At 70.2% G+C, this 17,216-nt stretch carries 14 protein-coding genes; 7 read left to right on the plus strand and 7 right to left on the minus strand.

What is annotated here, in order from left to right; all coding sequences use genetic code 11:
* Positions 1–187 precede the first annotated feature (187 nt).
* From BG418_RS20970 to BG418_RS21000, 7 genes are all read left to right on the plus strand, one after another.
* A complete protein-coding gene (locus BG418_RS20970) occupies positions 188–1,114 on the plus strand; it encodes a sigma-70 family RNA polymerase sigma factor (protein WP_188275474.1) in 927 nt (308 codons plus the stop codon).
* Positions 1,115–1,907: 793 nt separating this feature from the next.
* Complete coding sequence (locus tag BG418_RS20975; protein WP_223185182.1) at positions 1,908–2,261, plus strand: 4Fe-4S dicluster-binding protein; 354 nt, start codon at positions 1,908–1,910, stop codon at positions 2,259–2,261.
* Positions 2,258–4,177: a hypothetical protein gene (locus BG418_RS20980; RefSeq protein ID WP_188275475.1), complete on the plus strand. Its 1,920-nt coding sequence runs from the start codon at positions 2,258–2,260 to the stop codon at positions 4,175–4,177. The genes BG418_RS20975 and BG418_RS20980 overlap by 4 nt, the downstream gene beginning before the upstream one ends.
* Positions 4,178–4,211: 34 nt before the next feature.
* A complete protein-coding gene (locus tag BG418_RS20985) occupies positions 4,212–5,597 on the plus strand; it encodes an amidase (protein WP_188275476.1) in 1,386 nt (461 codons plus the stop codon).
* Positions 5,598–5,600: 3 nt separating this feature from the next.
* Entirely contained in the window at positions 5,601–7,103 is a 1,503-nt protein-coding gene (locus BG418_RS20990) for a glutamine synthetase family protein (protein WP_188275477.1), read from the plus strand.
* Positions 7,104–7,194: 91 nt separating this feature from the next.
* Complete coding sequence (gene purB, locus BG418_RS20995; RefSeq protein WP_188275478.1) at positions 7,195–8,481, plus strand: adenylosuccinate lyase; 1,287 nt, start codon at positions 7,195–7,197, stop codon at positions 8,479–8,481.
* Positions 8,465–8,869 carry a GNAT family N-acetyltransferase gene (locus BG418_RS21000; RefSeq protein WP_188275479.1) on the plus strand — a complete coding sequence of 135 codons (405 nt, stop codon included), beginning with the start codon at positions 8,465–8,467 and terminating at the stop codon, positions 8,867–8,869. Before purB ends, BG418_RS21000 begins: the two co-directional genes overlap by 17 nt.
* Positions 8,870–9,177: 308 nt before the next feature.
* Here BG418_RS21000 and BG418_RS21005 read toward each other — a convergent pair whose 3' ends face one another.
* From BG418_RS21005 to BG418_RS21035, 7 genes are all read right to left on the minus strand, one after another.
* Positions 9,178–9,978, minus strand: coding sequence for a response regulator transcription factor (locus BG418_RS21005; protein WP_371655131.1), 801 nt, complete (start codon positions 9,976–9,978; stop codon positions 9,178–9,180).
* A 693-nt stretch (positions 9,979–10,671) separates the two neighbouring features.
* On the minus strand, positions 10,672–10,968 hold the full coding sequence (locus tag BG418_RS21010) for an acyl-CoA carboxylase epsilon subunit (protein WP_223185183.1): 297 nt from the start codon (positions 10,966–10,968) through the stop codon (positions 10,672–10,674).
* Between the two features lie 28 nt (positions 10,969–10,996).
* Positions 10,997–12,577, minus strand: a complete 1,581-nt coding sequence (locus tag BG418_RS21015) for an acyl-CoA carboxylase subunit beta (protein ID WP_188275480.1) — start codon at positions 12,575–12,577, stop codon at positions 10,997–10,999.
* A gap of 58 nt (positions 12,578–12,635) precedes the next feature.
* A complete protein-coding gene (locus tag BG418_RS21020; RefSeq protein ID WP_317453712.1) occupies positions 12,636–13,307 on the minus strand; it encodes a 4'-phosphopantetheinyl transferase superfamily protein in 672 nt (223 codons plus the stop codon).
* Positions 13,304–14,626: an MFS transporter gene (locus tag BG418_RS21025; RefSeq protein ID WP_188275481.1), complete on the minus strand. Its 1,323-nt coding sequence runs from the start codon at positions 14,624–14,626 to the stop codon at positions 13,304–13,306. Before BG418_RS21025 ends, BG418_RS21020 begins: the two co-directional genes overlap by 4 nt.
* Positions 14,627–14,635: 9 nt before the next feature.
* The gene (locus BG418_RS21030) at positions 14,636–15,514 is read right to left on the minus strand and encodes an alpha/beta hydrolase (RefSeq protein ID WP_188275482.1); all 879 of its coding nucleotides are present in this window, start codon (positions 15,512–15,514) and stop codon (positions 14,636–14,638) included.
* Between the two features lie 130 nt (positions 15,515–15,644).
* A complete protein-coding gene (locus BG418_RS21035; protein WP_188275483.1) occupies positions 15,645–17,147 on the minus strand; it encodes an FAD-dependent monooxygenase in 1,503 nt (500 codons plus the stop codon).
* Between the last annotated feature and the right edge of the window lie 69 nt (positions 17,148–17,216).

Here is a 17,216-nt window from a genome sequence, read left to right on the forward strand (position 1 = left end):
TCGGTCGAACTCGGTCTGTTCGAGGGGCCTCCCCTGTACGACCCGATCGCCTCGACTCGATCGGGGTACCTCTTCCTGTCACATGAGCTGGGTTTTGTTCGTCACTGCTATGACGGAACGTGGCCAGAGGGTGTGACCGTGACGCGTTCGTCACTCACTGACGGAGCGCGACGGAGGAATGTGACCGATGGACGACGGCGAATGGCTGGCGCGGCGTTTCGAGGAGAACCGCCCGCATCTGCGGGCCGTGGCGTACCGCATGCTGGGGACGCTGAACGAGGCCGACGAAGCCGTCGAGGAAGCCTGGTTAAGGATCAGTGACGGGGGCGACCCGGAGGACGAGGGTGTCCGGGGGCTGCCCGCCTGGCTGATGACGGTGGTCGCGAACGTCTCCCTGGACCGGCTGCGCTCGCGCAGAACGGTTTCCCCCGATGCCACCGAGCCCCGGGTACCGGCGGCGCGGCGGCCGCCGGACGATCTGGCCGACCCGGTCCCGGCCGAACTGGTCGCCCGGCTCGGGCAGATGGGCCCCGCGCACGAGGAGTTGCTGGCGGACTCGGTGGGCCTCGCCTTCCTTGTCGTATTGGAGACGCTGGACCCGGCCGAGCGGATGGCGTTCGTGCTGCACGATCTGTTCGGCCTCCCCTATGACGAGGTGGCACCGATCGTGGGGGCCAGCGCCGAGGAGGCGTGCGAGCTGGCCGACCGGGCGCGGGCGCGGGTGCAGCGGGTCGATCCGATGCCGGACGAGGGGGCGACGCGGCTGCGCCGGATCGTCGACGCGTTCCTGACCGCCTCGCGCGGCGGCGACTTCGACACCCTGACCGCGATGCTCGCCCCGGACGTGGTGCTCCTCGCCGACCCGGAGGCGGTGGCGGTGGGGGCGCCGACGGAGGTGCGGGGCGCGAGCTCGGTGGCGAACGCGTTCTCGGGGCGGGCCAAGTTCGCCCAGCTCGCCCTCATCGACGGCGTGGTCGGGGCGGTGTGGGCGCCGCGCGGGCGGCCGAGGGTCGTCTTCGGGTTCACCGTCGTGGACGAGAAGATCACCGGGATCGACATGCGGGCCGCGCCCGACCGGCTGAGCCGGCTCGACCTCACGATCCTGGACGGGTGAGCGGCTTCCCCGCGACCCCTCCCGTGCGACGGATTCCCCCAATCCCCCTCATGAACTGGGCGTACGGCGACGGAACTTGAGGTGACACAGCTCCAACACCAGTGCGCCGCCGGGCATTTGACCCGGCGGCGCACTGCTGCTCCGTCCGGCGGCGCACTGCCGCTCTTCCCGGACAACGGATTCCCTTTCCCCCTGAAATAACGTGGCACAGGACCTGCCCCTCCCGCCCTCTTCCCTCTTTAAGAGCGATTCGCCGCGTGCGATATACACGCGTATCCGGCGACGGACAGAAGACCGCTAAAACGGTAGGCTGCGACCAGTGGGTTTTCGTGCACGGAGTTGACAGACCGGAGTGCACAGGTCGCGGTGTTCGACTGCGTGAGTTCCGCGGTTGCACGGGCTCCGTTCGCCTATACCGTCGTACGCCGGTGCTCGCCCCGGCCCGGGCCGCAGAGGCGCCGCCGAAGTTCCGATCACCCCATCGAAGCAGGTCAGAGCAGGTCCCGGTGAACCCGAAGGGGATCCCCCACGCCGTCGTCCGGTGGACGTCCGCGCGCCGACTTGAGCATATTGCGTCCCCTTGCGGAACGCGGGATTATCAGAAGCCCGCGGGTTCGAGATTCCCTCTAGCAGGAATCCACCGCACCCACGAAATCCGCGCCTGCACACCGCTCTCCCGCCGTTCCCATGGAGCGGGGCCGCGTGTAATTCTGGCCGTCGTCGCCGCACTGCGGCGCAGTTATTAATGCTCTCTTACCGTGGCACGAGCGAAACAGGACAAGAGGGGGGCCCAATGCCCACGAACACTTCGGACGACTCGCTGGACGAGACAGTGGAAGGCTCGGCGGCCGGGCGCGACAAGCTGATCGCCGAGCGGACCCGCAGCGAAACGTGGAAGAAGCCGCCACGCCGTATCGAGCGCGCGGAGTGCATCACCTGCGACACCTGCCTGCGCGCCTGCCCGCCCGAGTTCAACGCGATCTTCGACAACGGACTCGACGTCGTCATCATCCCCGAACTGTGCTCCGGCTGCCCCAAGTGCGTCCTGGAGTGCCCGGTCGACTGCATCTACGTCGACGAGGACTGGACGCCCACGACCGACGAGATGTGGAAGCACATCGGGCTTACCGCTGAGGGTGTGTCATGACAAGTTCCGCCGAGCGCAACGGCACCTCCCGCCGGGCCATCAACGCCAAGAAGCGGCAGAGCCGCCGGCCGAGCCGCCAGGGCGCGGTGGCCGGGGCCACGCCGAAGCCGGACCGCCTGAAAGACGAGGAGGCCGGTTTCCCCACTCTCCTCAAGCGCGCCTGGGAGCGCGCCACCGAAGCCCCGGACCTGCGGAGCGCGGTGGACACCCTGCTCACGCTGGACGGTCATGTCCCCGCCGAGGTCCAGCTGCGCGCCCTGCGCACCGCCGACGAGGCCGCGCTCAAGGTGCTCTGCGGCATCTCGTGGCGCGAGGAGAACCTGCCGACGCCGATACGCGACGTCAAGGAGCGCCCGGCGTTCCTCGGCGAGCTGGGCCTGACCACGACCGGCCGCATCGTCGTCCGCGTCCCTTCCCAGGGGCCGCTGGAGGACGAGGAGAAGCTGGTCGAGGGCGTCATGAGCGTGCCGTGGTCGGCGCAGGACCTGCTCGACTACGAGTCCGAGGTCGACCGGGCCGCCGCCCGCTTCGCCGACCAGGTCGTCGACTGCCGCCAGTGGCTGGCGGCGCTCGGCACCCAGGCCCGTGACGAACTCCTGGAGATGGTGCGGGAGTCCGCGCTGCGGACCGCCCCCTTCGTACTGCACCAGGAGGGGAAGCTCTACACCAACTTCCGCGAGACCAACAACGTCATCGGCAAGACGCTGTGGGCGGGCCACCCGAACGAGACGTTCAGCCGTCTCATGGGCGTCTCCATGGAGCAGTGGTCCGACCACGACGCGGTGATGGTCGTCTGCCTCACGCTGCTGGTGCGCTCCGCGGGCGCCGGGCGCATCGAGGAGGCCAACGGCACCCAGCTGACGCTGGATCACATCGCGTACATGCTGGAGCGCACGCGCGGCAACTACAACGCGGTCCCCGGCGGCGAGCCGGTCCCGGCCGCTCCCACGCACCGCGTCGAGGCGCTGAACGCCCTCGCCATGGCGCTGCGCGAGCGCCGCATCGGCCATGTCATCCCCAACGCCCAGCTCTACCGCGAGATCCACGGCGCGCTGATGCACAAGATCGAGCGCCTGGCCGGTCCGTACGGGGAGAAGTCGCAGCAGCGCGAGGCGGAGCTCGCCGCCCTGCTCAGCGACCGCCTCCCGGTCACCGGCGCCACCTTCGCCGAGCTCCGCGCGAGCCTGGCCGCGTCCCCCTCCTGGCTCGCCCGGCCGTACGGCGAGTTCGGCACCGGACTTGAGGCGCTGGTGTACGAGACGGTGGCCGGGGCGACGCAGGTCTTCGAGGCCGACTTCGCCATGAGCCGTGGCATGCGTTCGATCCCCGAACTGATGCGCGCACTGCGGGAGCAGAGCTGGGCCGAGATCACCAAGTGGGACATCACCGACTTCTTCTGCTGCGTGGTGCCCGCCCCGGCGGCCAAGCGCTACTTCGAGGACTCGGTGCCCCAACTCGCCGACACCGCCTGGGCGATGTCGTCCCGTATGCAGTACAACTCCTGGCACTTCATCGCCGGCAACCTGCCCAAGGTGGCCGCCGTGGTGGAGCGCGACCACTTCATCCCGCCGACCATTCCCGATGTCGCCTTCTACTCCGACCAGCACCACCACGGCCATGTGGCGGCCAAGGTGCGCTTCAGCATCCGCAGCCCGCAGGCGGTCGAGGTCCTGGACCGCACGTTCAACGGGTTCATGGACCTGCGGCTGCTGCGCTGCGAGGGCACGCCGTTCGACGAGAGCGACCTGCTCGCCGCGCACCGCACCTCCGGGTTCATCGCCGGCGCCATGAGCGCGGCAGCGGCCCTGGTGGCCCAGGGCGAGGACATCGAGGTCACCGCCTTCGACTCCGAGTGGCACCTCAAGTCGGTCCAGGCCGCGGCGGCGCGCGCCAAGCAGCCGCTGCAGGTGTCGTGACCGGCGGCCCGCCCTGTCCTGACGAGGAGCTCCGTTGACCTCAGCGTCCATCGGCGAGATACGCGACCTGTTCGCCCGGGGAGAGCTGTCCGCCGCCGACCATGTGCAGTCGGTCCTCACCGCGATCCAGAAGACCGACATCGAGCTCGGCGCCTTCGTCTCGGTCGCGGGCGACGAGGCCGTACGGGAGGCCGAACTGGCCGACGCCCGGATCCGCGAGGAGGGCCCGGCCGCTTTCGAGCGCCGGCCCCTGCTCGGGATCACGGTCTCGGTGAAGGACCTCATCCAGACCGGGGACCTGCCCACTGCCCGTGGGTCCCTGCTGGAGAACCGGCGGCCCCGGGCCGACGCGCCCTCGGTCGCGCGGCTGCGGGCCGCCGGCGCCATCGTCATCGGCAAGACCACGACGTCGGAGTACGGGTGGAGCGCCTCCACGGTGAGCCGGGTGGCGCCGCCCACCCGCAACCCGTGGGACCTGGAGCGCTCCGCCGGCGGGTCCAGCGGCGGCGCCGCGGCCGCGGTCGCGGCGGGGCTCGGCTCGGGGGCGCTCGGCACCGACGGCGCGGGCTCGATCCGTATCCCGTCGGCGTTCTGCGGTGTCGTCGGCTACAAGCCGTCGTTCGCCAAGGTGCCCTATGTGCCCGCGTGCGCCGACCGGCTCTCCCACCAGGGGCCGATCGCGCGGACCGTGCCGGACGTCGTCGAGCTCGCCTCGGTGATCACCGGCGGGCATCCCCAGGACCCGGACTCGCTGCTCGGGGTGCATGAACTCCCGCGCCAGCGGCGCCGGTTGCGGATCGGCTGGATCGAGTTCCCGGGCACGTCCCCGGAGGTCCGCAGGGTCAGCGAGCAGGGGCTCGACGCCCTCGCCTCGCAGGGGCACCGCGTGGAGCGCATCGAGGTGCCGTTCCGCGACCCGTATCCCGCGCTCGTCGACATCCTCGCCGCGAGCGACGCGGCCGGTACCTCGCCCGCCGACGAGGAGTGGTGCGACCCGGGCCGCCTCGCCATCGTGCGGCACGGGCGCACGCTCAGCGCGGCCACCGTGATGCGGGCCGAGGAGGTGCGCCTCGCGCTGCGCACCACCCTGCACCAGATCTTCGACCGGTACGACCTGCTCGCGATGGCCACCGTGCCCATCGAGCCGATCGATCCCCACATGATCGGCCCGGAGTGGGCGAGCCGTCCGGAGGACCTGCTCTGGCTGGCGTGGACACCCGCCGCGTATCCCTTCAATATGACTGGCCAGCCGGCCGTTTCCCTCCCGGCCGGACTCACCCGCGCCGGTCTCCCGGTGGGGCTCCAACTCGTGGGCCCCTTCGGCGCGGACGATCTGGTCCTGTCCGCCGCACGCCGTCTGGAGGCGGACCTCGGGCCGCTGCCGGCCGCACCGGACCGAGTAACCGAAAGGATCCTGTAACCCATGTACTCCCGGTCGTGGTCCAGCCCCTTCTCCGAGGCGGGCGGCACAGGACGTCCCGCGTTCGTCACCGAGTTCGGCCTGTGGACCGACGAACAGGCCGCTGCGGCCGAGCAGATCGAGGCGTCGCTCGACGAGATCGACCTCGTCCGCCTCGCCTTCGCCGACCCGCACGGCCTGGCCCGCTCCAAGACCCTGACCGTCGACGCGTTCCGCTCGGTGCTGCGCAACGGCATGGACTTCAGCTCGGGCCCGTTCATCTTCGACACCGGCCACGCGGCCGCGCTGGACTTCCTGGCCGACCCGGGCGTCGGCGTCGACGAGATCGCGGGCGCGGGCAGCTTCGTCCTGGTCCCGGACCCGCTGACGTTCCAGGTGCTCCCCCACGAGGGGCCGCGCACCGCGTGGGTGCTCGGCGACGAGTATCTGCGCGACGGCTCCCCGCACCCGCTCTCCGCGCGGAACGTGCTGCGCCAGGTCGTCGCCCGGTACGCGGCCCGCGACCTCACGCCGGTGCTCGGCCTGGAGGTCGAGTGGTACCTGACCCGCAGGCTCGCGGGTCCGCCCGGGAACGCGGGCAACGGCTTCGGTCTCCAGGGCGCGGCCCCCCGGGTCGAGGCGATGAACTCGGGCTACCAGTTCAACCTGGATGCCAACTACGACTCGGTGGCCCACTTCACCAGCCCGCTGGCGATGAAGCTGCTCGAACTCGGCCTGCCGCTGCGCTCGATCGAGCACGAGTCGGGCCCGGGCCAGATCGAGACGACCTTCAACCCGATGCACGCGCTGGACACCGCCGACGCGATGCTGCTGTTCCGCACCGTGGTCAAGCAGACCGCCGCGCGCCAGGGCTACCACGCCTCCTTCATGGCGCTGCCCCGCGTCGACAGCTTCGACCCGTGCGGCTGGCATCTGCACCAGTCGGTGATGGACGCCAAGTCCGGCCGCAACCTCTTCGCGGCCGAGGGCGGCGGCATCTCGGACCGGGGCGTCGCGTACATCGAGGGGCTGCTCTCCCGCGCCCGCGACCTGTGTCTGCTCTCGGTCCCGACGGTCAACGGCTACCGCCGGATGGGCGCGGACTTCTCGCTCTCGCCGACCCGGCTCGGCTGGAGCTACGAGGACCGCAGCGCGATGATCCGCGTGGTCGGCGGCGGCGCCGGCACCCACATCGAGAACCGGGTGGGCGAGCCCACCGCCAACCCGTACCTCAACATCGCCGCCCAGCTCTCCGCCGGGTTCGACGGCATGGCCGCCGAGGTCGGCGCGAGCCCGCGTGCAGGCGGCGAGGAGTCGTACGAGACGCTGCCGCAGGACCTCGGCGAGGCTCTTGAGGCCTTCCGGGCCGGGCAGGCCGCCGAGCTGCTCGGCAAGCCGCTGGCCGCCACGATGGCCAAGCTGAAGGAGAGCGAGCTCGCCCGCTTCGAGGCCTGGCGCGCGATCGAGCAGCCCGCCGACGGCCAGGTCACCGAGTGGGAGCAGCGCGAATACTTCGAGGCCTTCTGATGACGGCCCGTCCCCTCCCGACGGCCCGCGCACCGCTGACGGTCCGTCCGATCCACTTGTCGACAAGCTCACCCTGGGGGTGCTGGCCCAAATGATTCCCCGCTATACCCTGCCCGCGATGGCGGACATCTTCTCGGACCAGGCGCGGTACGCGACCTGGGTCCGGGTGGAGATCCTGGCTTCCGAGGCGCAGGCGCGCCTGGGACGGGTGCCCGAGGACGCGGTCGAGGACATGCGGCGGGCCAAGGTCCCGACGCCCGAGCGGGTGCAGGAGATCGAGCGCGAGCGCGACCACGAAGTGCTCTCGTTCCTCGCCGCCTACTGCGAGGACATCCCGGACGAGTCGGCCCGCTGGGTCCACCTCGGCATGACCAGCTACGACCTGGTCGACACCTCGCTCGGCTACAACCTGGCCCGCGCCACCGACCTGGTGATCGCGGCCGGGGTGGAGCTGCGCAAGGTGCTGGTCGAGCGAGCGCTTGAGCACTGGGAGACGGTCATCGTCGGCCGCACCCACGGCGTCCACGCCGAGCCGACGTCCTTCGGCCACAAGCTGGCGCAGTTCGCGTTCGCGGTGGACCGCTCGATCACCCGGCTGCGCGCGGCGCGCAAGGCCGTGGCGGTGGGCACGATCTCCGGCTCGGTCGGCACGTACGCGCTGATCGACCCCTCCGTCGAGGCGTACGTCTGCGAGGAGTTGGACCTCGGGGTCGAGCCGGCCCCGAGCCAGGTCGTCGCCCGCGACCGGCACGCCCAGCTCATCCAGGCCGTCGCCGTCCTCGGCGCGAGCGTCGAGCAGATCGCCCTGGAGCTGCGGCTGCTCCAGCGCACCGAGGTCCGCGAGGTGGAGGAGCAGCGCACGTCCGCGTACCAGGGCTCCAGCGCCATGCCCCACAAGCGCAACCCGACCACCAGCGAGCGCCTGACGGGTCTGGCCCGGCTGCTGCGCGGTTACGCGACCACGGCGCTGGAGAACGTGGCGCTGTGGCACGAGCGCGATCTGGCCCACCAGTCGGTGGAGCGGGTGATCCTGCCGGACGCGCTGTCGGTGGGGCACTTCCAGGCCACGATGGCGGCCGACCTGGTCCGCAACCTCAAGGTCTTCCCGGAGCGGATGCGGGCGGGTATCGACCAGACCGACGGTCTTGTGTTCAGCTCGGCCGTACTCGCCGATCTGCTGGCGGACGGGGTGGAGCGGGAGAAGGCCTACCGGGCCGTCCAGGCCGCCGCGAACCGCACCATCACGACCGGCGAGCACTTCGGGGACACGCTGCGGCAGGAGGGCATGGACATCGGCCAGCTCCGCCCGGAGCGTTTCCTCGTCAACCACGGTGTGATTCTCAAGCGATTGGAGCAGCTTCGTGACCTGGACGACTGAGCGGGTCGAGGGCGCCGACCTGGACCTGGACGAGGTCCTCGACGTCTACCGCACCTCGGGCCTGGGCGAGCGCCGTCCCATCGAGGACGTGGAGCGGTTCGCCGCCATGGTGCGAGGCGCCAACCTCGTACTCGTGGCGCGTGACGCCCAGGGCAGGCTCATCGGCATCGCCCGCAGCATCTCCGACTTCTCCTACGCGACGTACCTCTCGGACATCGCGGTGAGCGGCGACTACCAGCGCTCCGGCATCGGCCGCGCGCTGATCGACGCGACGCAGAAGGAGGCCCCGCAGGCGAAGATCATTCTCCTGTCGGCGCCGGCGGCGGTGGAGTACTACCCGCACATCGGCTTCACCCAGCACAACTCCGCCTGGGTCCTCAACCCGTAGGCACACGGCGGCAGTACGGCAAAGGCCCCCGCGGTCCGGCTTCTCGGCCGGTCGCGGGGGCCTTTTTCTGCGCACAAGGGGCCTGGCAAGGTGTGCAGGATGCCATGTTGCACGGAATTGATATTTTCGGGAGTTACTGCTAATACGGGCGGGGCCCCGGGGGAGGAATAATACCCCCGGGGCCCCGCCCGAAAACCCGTCTCACACTCGGCAATCATTACCGGCTGCGGCACCAGAGAATTCTTCGGATATAAGACGGTTGTTCAACTTGTTTTTCTGTTTCCCTCACCGGGCGGAAAGGCAGGAATTCACCCGTTGCCCAGCTTGAAACCGACTCCGCGCACGGTAATGATCCAGCCGCTGTCGCCGAGTTTTCCACGAAGGCTGCTGACATGGGTGTCGACAGTACGGCGGGACCAGGAGTCCCCCCAGACCTGCTGGAGCAGGCGCTTTCGCGGAATGACCGTGTCCGGGTGGGACGCGAGCAGGCAGAGCAGATCGAATTCCTTGCGGGTCAGCCCGACCTCACGGCCGTCCAGGCTCACCTCGCGGGAGCTCACGTCAATGCGCAACCGCCCGTGCAAGATCTCTCTGGCAACAGGCGGTTGGAACCTAGCGCGACGCATGACGGCTTCGATCCGTGCCATTAACTCCCGGAAGCCATAGGGCTTGACCACATAGTCGTCTGCGCCGGCCTGTAGGCCGAGCACACAGTCGAGCTCGGAGCCCCGGGCGGTGACGATGATCACAGGGATGCCGCTCACGGAGCGGATGGCCCGGCACACCTCCAGCCCGTCCAGGTCCGGGAGTTCGAGGTCGAGGAGGACAAGGTCCACGTCCTCGTACGCCTGCAGCGCGGTGCTGCCGCTCTTTACGCCGATGGCCTCGTGGCCGTGCCTGCGCAGCCTGCACACCAGGGACTCCGCGCCGTCGACGTCGCTGTCGACCACGAGGATCCGCCGGCCCCGCGAGAGGCCGGCCACCCTGCGCACCGCTTCCGACACGCCCTCTTCGATCAGGTGTGGTCCACCGGGACCACGCTGGACAGGTATATGAGGCTCCAGCACTGCCTCTGACGAACTCTGAGTCATGCCTCCCCCGCGAGTCATGTCCCTCCCCCATCTGAGTGAGTCCAATACGAGATCCGATCCAGATCTCACCGACGAACCTACAGACCGCTGCTACGGAATTCAAAGAGGTTCGAGCAAATAACAAATAAACTGTGTCGGTTATTGAGCGGGATCGGACAGGCTGCCTGCTCGTTTCCATACGTGATCACGGCCGGAAGCCCTCGTCAACCAGTCCTCGCCATGCGGAAGCGGAAGACCGGTACTGCTGTCGATTCAACCAAGCGTAACTCGCCGCGACTCGCATAAACCGGCCATCTTGGCGGAGCTCTGATGTTGGCAGAGTCATGACATGACGTTCGCCACATCGGCCTGCCCGTATACAGAATTCCGGCAGGTCTGTTGACAGCAAGTTAAATAACGGGTGTCCAAGTGGCGCCATGATGGCCGTTGGCTGAATTTCGTCTGCCTGCGCCTCAGTCGGGCGCTGCCGGAGCGCCCCAGCGCTCCCAGTGATCGGGCAGTAGCTTGCAGTACGGCAACACCTGCATGACGAAGACCCCCATTCACCGCACAGAATGGTCGTCCGGCCGAGCGTGTGTCAAGTAAAGTCCGGGCACCCTGAACAGGGGCGCACCCCGGGCGGTGCCGCCCTGGTGGGGCGGCCCGCACGGGGTGCGCGCGTGGTATGCGAGGGAGGGAAAGCGCTTCAGTCGCCTGGTAATTGACGAATCGTCAGACGAGTGCGGGGCCGCCCGCCCGCCAGGTGCGCGGGCCGTCGAAGCCCGGCGCCCGCTCGGTGCGGCGCCAGCTCGCGGAGCGCCGCTGCCTCGGGATCAGGACACGGGCGGCCTCCCGCCGCGCCTCGATCGCCGAGAAGTGCGCGAAGAACAGCGCCGCGAGCGCCGCGAGTTCCTCCGGATCGGGGTTGCCCCGTTCGATCCGCAACAGCTCGCGGCAGTCCTCCAGGGTCATCTCGGCAGGCTCGGCCGCGGTCTCGGCGGTCTCGGTGAGCTGCGTCATCTCGCTCATGTCGGTCACCTCTTCTGGGTCGTCGGGCCTACTGGGGCGGGTTGCCGTGCTTGCGGCGGGGCAGCTCGGCGTCCTTGGCGATGAGCATCGTGACCGAGCGGCACAGCACCGAGCGGGTCTCGCGCGGGTCGATGACGTCGTCGACCAGACCGCGCTCCGCCGCGAAGTAGGGGTGCACCAGCTCGTTCTTGTACTCGTCGATCTTCTGCTTGCGCATCGCGTCCGGGTCGTCGGCCGCGGCGATCTCCCGGCGGAACACCACGTTGGCCGCGCCCTCGGCGCCCATCACCGCGATCTCGTTGGTGGGCCAGGCGAACGACAGGTCGGCACCGATGGAACGCGAGTCCATCACGATGTAGGCACCGCCGTACGCCTTGCGCAGCACCACCGAGATACGAGGCACCGTCGCGTTGCAGTAGGCGTAGAGCAGCTTGGCGCCGCGCCGGATGATGCCGTCGTGCTCCTGGTCGACGCCCGGCAGGAACCCGGGCACGTCCACGAGGGTGATCAGCGGGATGCTGAACGAGTCGCAGAACTGGACGAACCTGGCGCCCTTCTCGCTCGCCTTGATGTCCAGGACTCCGGCCATGGCGGACGGCTGGTTGGCGACGACGCCGACGACATGGCCGTCGAGCCGGGCCAGGGCCACCACCAGGTTGGGCGCCCAGTTGGCGTGGATCTCCATGTACTCGCCGTCGTCGACGAGCTCCTCGATCACCCCGCGCACGTCGTACGAGCGGTTGCCGTCGGCCGGCACCAGATCGAGCAGGGCCGTGGCCTCGCGGTCCACCGGGTCCGAGGTCTGCGCCAGCGGCGGCATCTCCCGGTTGTTGGACGGCAGCAGCGACAGCAGATAGCGCACCTCGGCGAGGCAGCTCTCCTCGTCGTCGTACGCGAAGTGCGCCACGCCCGAGGTCCCGGCGTGCACATCGGCGCCGCCGAGCCCGTTCTGGCTGATCTCCTCACCCGTCACGGCCTGGACGACGTCCGGACCGGTGATGAACATCTGCGAGGTCTCGCGGACCATGAACACGAAGTCGGTCAGGGCGGGCGAGTACGCCGCGCCGCCGGCGCACGGGCCGAGCATCACGGAGATCTGCGGGATGACGCCGCTGGCCCGGGTGTTGCGCTGGAAGATGCCGCCGTAGCCCGCGAGGGCGCTGACGCCCTCCTGGATACGGGCGCCCGCGCCGTCGTTGAGCGAGACCAGCGGCGCGCCCGCCGCCAGCGCCATGTCCATGATCTTGTGGATCTTGGCGGCGTGGGCCTCGCCCAGCGCGCCGCCGAAGATGCGGAAGTCATGCGCGTAGACGAAGACCGTACGGCCCTCGACCGTCCCCCAGCCGGTGATGACACCGTCCGTGTACGGCTTCTTGGCCTCCAGGCCGAACCCGGTGGCACGGTGCCGCCGCAGCTGCTCGACCTCGGTGAAGCTGCCCTTGTCCAGGAGGAGTTCGATCCGCTCGCGTGCGGTCAGCTTGCCCTTGGCGTGCTGCGCCTCGGTCGCCTTGTCGCTGGGCCCGCGTACGGCCTGTTCCTTGCGTTCGCTGAGTTCGTCCAGCCGGTCGGAGACCTCGGCGGAGGACTGTGTGGTCGGCGTGGTCGGCATGGTTCGGTTTCCCCCTGTTGGTTGCGGAATCCTGGTGCGGAATCGACTGCCTTCTCGATCAGGTCGGTTGGTGGCGGAGCGCGGCCGCGGCCGCGTAGCCCGGCTGTACGGACACGTTGCGCACCGTCCAGCCCGCCGGGCGGGCCGCGGCCTCCAGATCGCCCAGATAGTCCGCCGCGGGCGAGCGGGTGAGGCCGGTGCCCAGGCCCTTGAGGTAGGCCTCCTTGCGGGTCCACAGCCGCGCGAACGCCTCCGGGCGCTCCGATGCGGGCAGAGCGCGCAGTTCCTCGCGCTCGCGCGGATGCAGTCTGGGCAGGACCACCTCGACGGCCTCGGGCGTCGGGACGCGCTGGACGTCGACGCCCACCGGGTCCGCCGCGACCCCGATGGCGATCAGGCCGTGGCTGTGCGAGAGGTTGAAGTGCAGCGGCACGGGCGGGTCGATCAACTGCGGCTTTCCGTACGGCCCTTCGGCCCGGCCGAGCGGCACCCGGTTGGGTTCGTGCCCGGTGTACTCGGCGAGGACGCGCCGCAGGGTGGCGTGCGCCGCCACGTACTGGCGGCGGTCCCTGTCGTGGACGAAGGTGGCCGCGCGGGCCGCCTCCAGCTCGTCCAGGGCCTGCATCAGCGGGCACACCGTCGCCACGTCCTCGGCGGGCGGGCGGAAGACGGTCAGATGCAGCTGCCCGGCCTCCGGCGGCGCCTTCAGCGGGGTCACGGTCGCGTTCACCGGCGCACCGCCTCGGGCTCGAAGCCGTCCTGTCCGGGCGCGGCTTCCTTTGCGATGGCCACGCCTTCGGGTTCGACGTCCTTGGTCATCGTCACGTCCTCGGACGCCTCCTTGCCCGTACGCCGGTCGAAGGCCAGGGCCGTCAGGGCCGCCGCGAGCGAGACCAGGCCGCCCACGTAGAACCCCGAGCGGGCACCCAGGTGTTCGGCGAGAGCGCCGATGAGGAGCGAGCCCAGCGGCGTCGAGCCCTGGACGATGAGCGTGTAGAGCGCCATCACCCGGCCCCGGTACTGCGGGTCGCTGCCGAGCTGGACGCGGTGGTTGGCCGCCTGGACGAAGTAGATGGTCGCGCCGCCGGTGAGCGAGAGCAGCACGATCGCGGAGGCGAAGTCGGGCGCCCAGCCCGCTACCGTCTCCAGGGCCGCGAACACGATCGCCGAGGCGACCACCAGACGGCTGGAGGGACGGCCGCGCCGCGCCGTGGTGACGAACGCGGCGACCAGCGAGCCCGCCGCGAAGCCGGTCGTGAGCAGCCCGAACGAGGCCGCGTCGGCATGGAAAACCGTTTTGGCAAACAGCGGCAGCGTCAGCTGGAAGTTGAGCCCGAAGAGCGAGATCACCCCGACGAGGGCGAGCGGCAGCTTCAGATCGGGACGGCTGCGGATGTACCGCAGCCCGTCGATCACCCGGGGCCGGGTGTCCGGCTGTGCGCCCCGCAGCAGCTCGTCCGGCCGCATCATCCGCAGCCCGGCGACGGTGGCCAGATAGCTGACGGAGTTGAACAGCATGACCCAGCCGGTGCCGAAGCCGGTGATGAGCAGTCCGGCAAGGGCCGGGCCGACGACCCGGGCGGTGTTGAAGTACGCGGCGCTCAACGCCGAGGCGTTGGGCAGCAGTTCGGGCCCGACGAGCTCGCTGACGAACGACATCCGGGTCGGCACCTCGACGGCGTTGACCACCCCGAGGCCGAACGCGCACAGCCAGATGTGCCACAGCTGCACCGCGTCCGCGAACGCGAGCATCGCGAGGACCAGCGCCAGCGCCCCGGACGCCAGGTTGGCGCAGGTCAGCAGCAAGCGCTTGTCGTAGCGGTCGGCGAGCCGCCCGCCGTACAGGGTGAACAGCAGCAGCGGAGTGAACTGCAGCGCGGTCACCACGCCCAGCGCCGTGCCGGAGTTGTCGGCCAGGCCCAGGACGATCCAGTCCTGGGCCACGACCATCATCCAGGTGCCCGCGACGGAGACCACCTGCCCGGCCGCGAAGAGCCGGAAGTTCCGTACGGACAGGGAACGGAAGGGGGTTGCGAGAGTGCTGGTCATAGGCTCGGATCACCCATCGCGTCCTGCCCGCGTGATGCAGTCCTCCAGGAACGCGAGGGTGCGCAGGTGGTAGGAGCGGGCCGCCCAGCCGAGGCTGATGTTGTGGCCGGCGTCCGGCTGGCGGTCGACGACGATACGGGGCGAGGCGGTCAGCTGGGCGGCGAGGTCGGCGAGGTCCTGCTCGCCGTGCAGCCACCAGCCCTCGTGCTCGGCGAAGGTGAGCCGCACCGGGATGCGTACGCGCGGCGCGAGGGTCGCGAACAGCTCGGGCCAGCGCTTGAGTTCGCCCGCCTCGCGCTCCGGCATCGGCGCCACCAGGTTGCCGCTGCTGCGGAAGGTGTCCGGCGGGTAGAGCCGCAGCGGGCCCCAGTGGCGGGCGATGTGCTTGAGGCCCTTGCGCAGGACGCCCGGGGTGACGGCGTAGCGGTGGCCGCAGCCGGAGATGTCGATGCCGAGCAGACCGTCACCGGTGCAGTGCGCGGCGGCCGAGAGCGCGAGCTTGCCGCCGAAGGAGTGGGCGACCAGCAACACCCCCGCGCCGGTCGGGTACTTGGAGGTGAAGTCGTCGATCCCGGCCCGCAGCACCTCGGTCTGCTCGGCGACGGTCAGCCCCTCGGGCAGCTGCGCGGCGGAGTGGCCGTAGCCGGGTCGGTCCACCGCGAGCACGGTGTAGCCGAGCCGCGCGCCGAGGGTGAGCAGGGACAGCTCGGGGTGCGCCTGACCGTCGAAGTACCCGGCGTTCATCCCGCCACCGTGCACGGCGACGACGGTGGCGCGGGGCGTCCCTTCCGGCTCGCACAGCAGCGCGGACAGCGTGACTCCCCCGGCGTCCAGGGTGATCCTGCGAACGCCCTGGGAGACCGCGCCCGGTGCGAGCGTGCTTTCCATCAATGCCCCCGTTTGCGTTGACTGTTGAGTGGCCAGGTGCCCGCGCCCCGATAGGGGCGCGGGGAACTGCGCGACAAGCCAGGGACGGCCCGCAGCCGCGAAACGACCACGAGAACCGAGCCGGTGGGCGTCACGAACTGGCCGGACCGAACCACTGGTTCAGCGCGTCCGCGAGGCCCACCGCGCTCTCTCCGGCCCAGGCGACGTATCCATCGGGCCGTACGAGCACGGCAGCCGCACCCGCGAGCGGGTCGACGCCACCGTCCACCGGCTTGGGCGAGGCGGTGAAGACGTCCACTCGCTCCGACCACGCGGCGGCGGCCGCCCGCAGCGAGCTGTCGTCGGTGAGGTCGAGGAACACCCCGCGCGCCGGGTGCAGCAACTCCGTGGTGCTGGTCTCCCCCGCCGCACCCACCAACCGCCGAGGCGGGATCCGGCGCCCCACCAACGGGTGCGCGTCCCCGATCTCGTACCGGATGTCCAGACCACTGACGACACCCGCGAGATGCCGCTTCACATCGTCGTACTGGATGAGCTCGCCGAAGAGCTGCCGCAGCGGCTCGGCCTCGGGCCCGCCGAGGAACACCATGCCCTGGGCGCGGGTGTTCATCAGGAGCCGCGCGCCGACCGGGTGCCGCTCGCCGTGGTACGTGTCGAGCAGCCCTTCCGGCGCGGTCCCGGCGACCGACGCGGCCAGCTTCCAGCCGAGGTTGACCGCGTCCTGGACGCCGGTGCTCAGGCCCTGGCCGCCGGCCGGGAGGTGGATGTGGGCGGCGTCGCCGACCAGCAGGACCCGGCCGCGCCGGTACTCGGAGGCCTGGCGGGTCGCGTCGCTGAAGAAGCTGACCCACTCGGCGCCGCCGTGCGAGATGTCCTCGCCGGTGATCGACTGCCAGGCGGCGGCGACCTCTTCGAAGCTGACCGTGTCGCCGCTGGCGCGCGCGGGCGTGCCGTCGGGGCAGACGATGATGCGGTCGACGCCCTCGGCGAGCGGGGCCGCCATCACCATGCCGTTGTTCAGCCGCTCGCCGAGGAAGCGCGGCTTGAGGTTGCAGCCGGTCACATCGGCCAGGAACATCGCCCGGGTCGCCGAGGTACCCGGGAAGTCGAACCCGGCCGCCTCGCGCACCACACTGCGACCGCCGTCGGCGCCCACGAGGTACGAAGCGCGCAACTTCCGTACGGAGTTGGGCGTCTGCACCTTGATCTCGACGCCGTCGCCGTCCAGGTAGCCGTCGGCTATCTCCAGGAAGTCCCAGCCGCGCCGGATGTCGACGCCGAGCTCGGTCGCCCACTCCTCAAGCACCGTCTCGGTGATGTTCTGCGGGATGCCGCGCGCCCCGAAGTGGGCGCCCTCAAGCACGGTGTAGTCGAACTGCACGCCGCCGAAGTGCCCGAGCGGGCTGATCTCCAGCGTCTCGCCCTGGCCGAACCGGGGCAGCAGCCCGCGCTGGTCGAAGATCTCCATGGCGCGGGCGGTGAAGCCCAGGCCGCGGGACTGGCCGGTGGGCTTCGTCAGCCGCTCGACGACGACGACGTTCGCCCCGCCGAGGCGCAGTTCCCCGGCGAGCATGAGACCGGTCGGACCCGCGCCGACGATGATCACATCGGTGTCCACGGCTGTCCCCTCCATAGTGTTCCCTTTCCTGGGCGTGCCCGGTGGTGCTGTGAGGTGGAGTCATACGGTCGTGCGCGGGGGTGG

This window comes from Streptomyces sp. CBMA152 (assembly GCF_014596475.1).
Taxonomy (GTDB): domain Bacteria; phylum Actinomycetota; class Actinomycetes; order Streptomycetales; family Streptomycetaceae; genus Streptomyces.

What these genes read in the sequence shown, in the direction of transcription:
- BG418_RS21010 (WP_223185183.1), bottom strand. Translation starts at nt 10,968, where the DNA reads ATGAGCGAGATGACGCAGCTCACCGAGACCGCCGAGACCGCGGCCGAG.
- BG418_RS21035 (WP_188275483.1), bottom strand. Translation starts at nt 17,147, where the DNA reads ATGGAGGGGACAGCCGTGGACACCGATGTGATCATCGTCGGCGCGGGT.
- BG418_RS21025 (WP_188275481.1), bottom strand. Translation starts at nt 14,626, where the DNA reads ATGACCAGCACTCTCGCAACCCCCTTCCGTTCCCTGTCCGTACGGAAC.
- BG418_RS20990 (WP_188275477.1), top strand. Translation starts at nt 5,601, where the DNA reads ATGTACTCCCGGTCGTGGTCCAGCCCCTTCTCCGAGGCGGGCGGCACA.
- BG418_RS21005 (WP_371655131.1), bottom strand. Translation starts at nt 9,978, where the DNA reads ATGACTCGCGGGGGAGGCATGACTCAGAGTTCGTCAGAGGCAGTGCTG.
- BG418_RS21015 (WP_188275480.1), bottom strand. Translation starts at nt 12,577, where the DNA reads ATGCCGACCACGCCGACCACACAGTCCTCCGCCGAGGTCTCCGACCGG.
- BG418_RS20975 (WP_223185182.1), top strand. Translation starts at nt 1,908, where the DNA reads ATGCCCACGAACACTTCGGACGACTCGCTGGACGAGACAGTGGAAGGC.
- purB (WP_188275478.1), top strand. Translation starts at nt 7,195, where the DNA reads ATGATTCCCCGCTATACCCTGCCCGCGATGGCGGACATCTTCTCGGAC.
- BG418_RS20980 (WP_188275475.1), top strand. Translation starts at nt 2,258, where the DNA reads ATGACAAGTTCCGCCGAGCGCAACGGCACCTCCCGCCGGGCCATCAAC.
- BG418_RS20970 (WP_188275474.1), top strand. Translation starts at nt 188, where the DNA reads ATGGACGACGGCGAATGGCTGGCGCGGCGTTTCGAGGAGAACCGCCCG.
- BG418_RS21030 (WP_188275482.1), bottom strand. Translation starts at nt 15,514, where the DNA reads ATGGAAAGCACGCTCGCACCGGGCGCGGTCTCCCAGGGCGTTCGCAGG.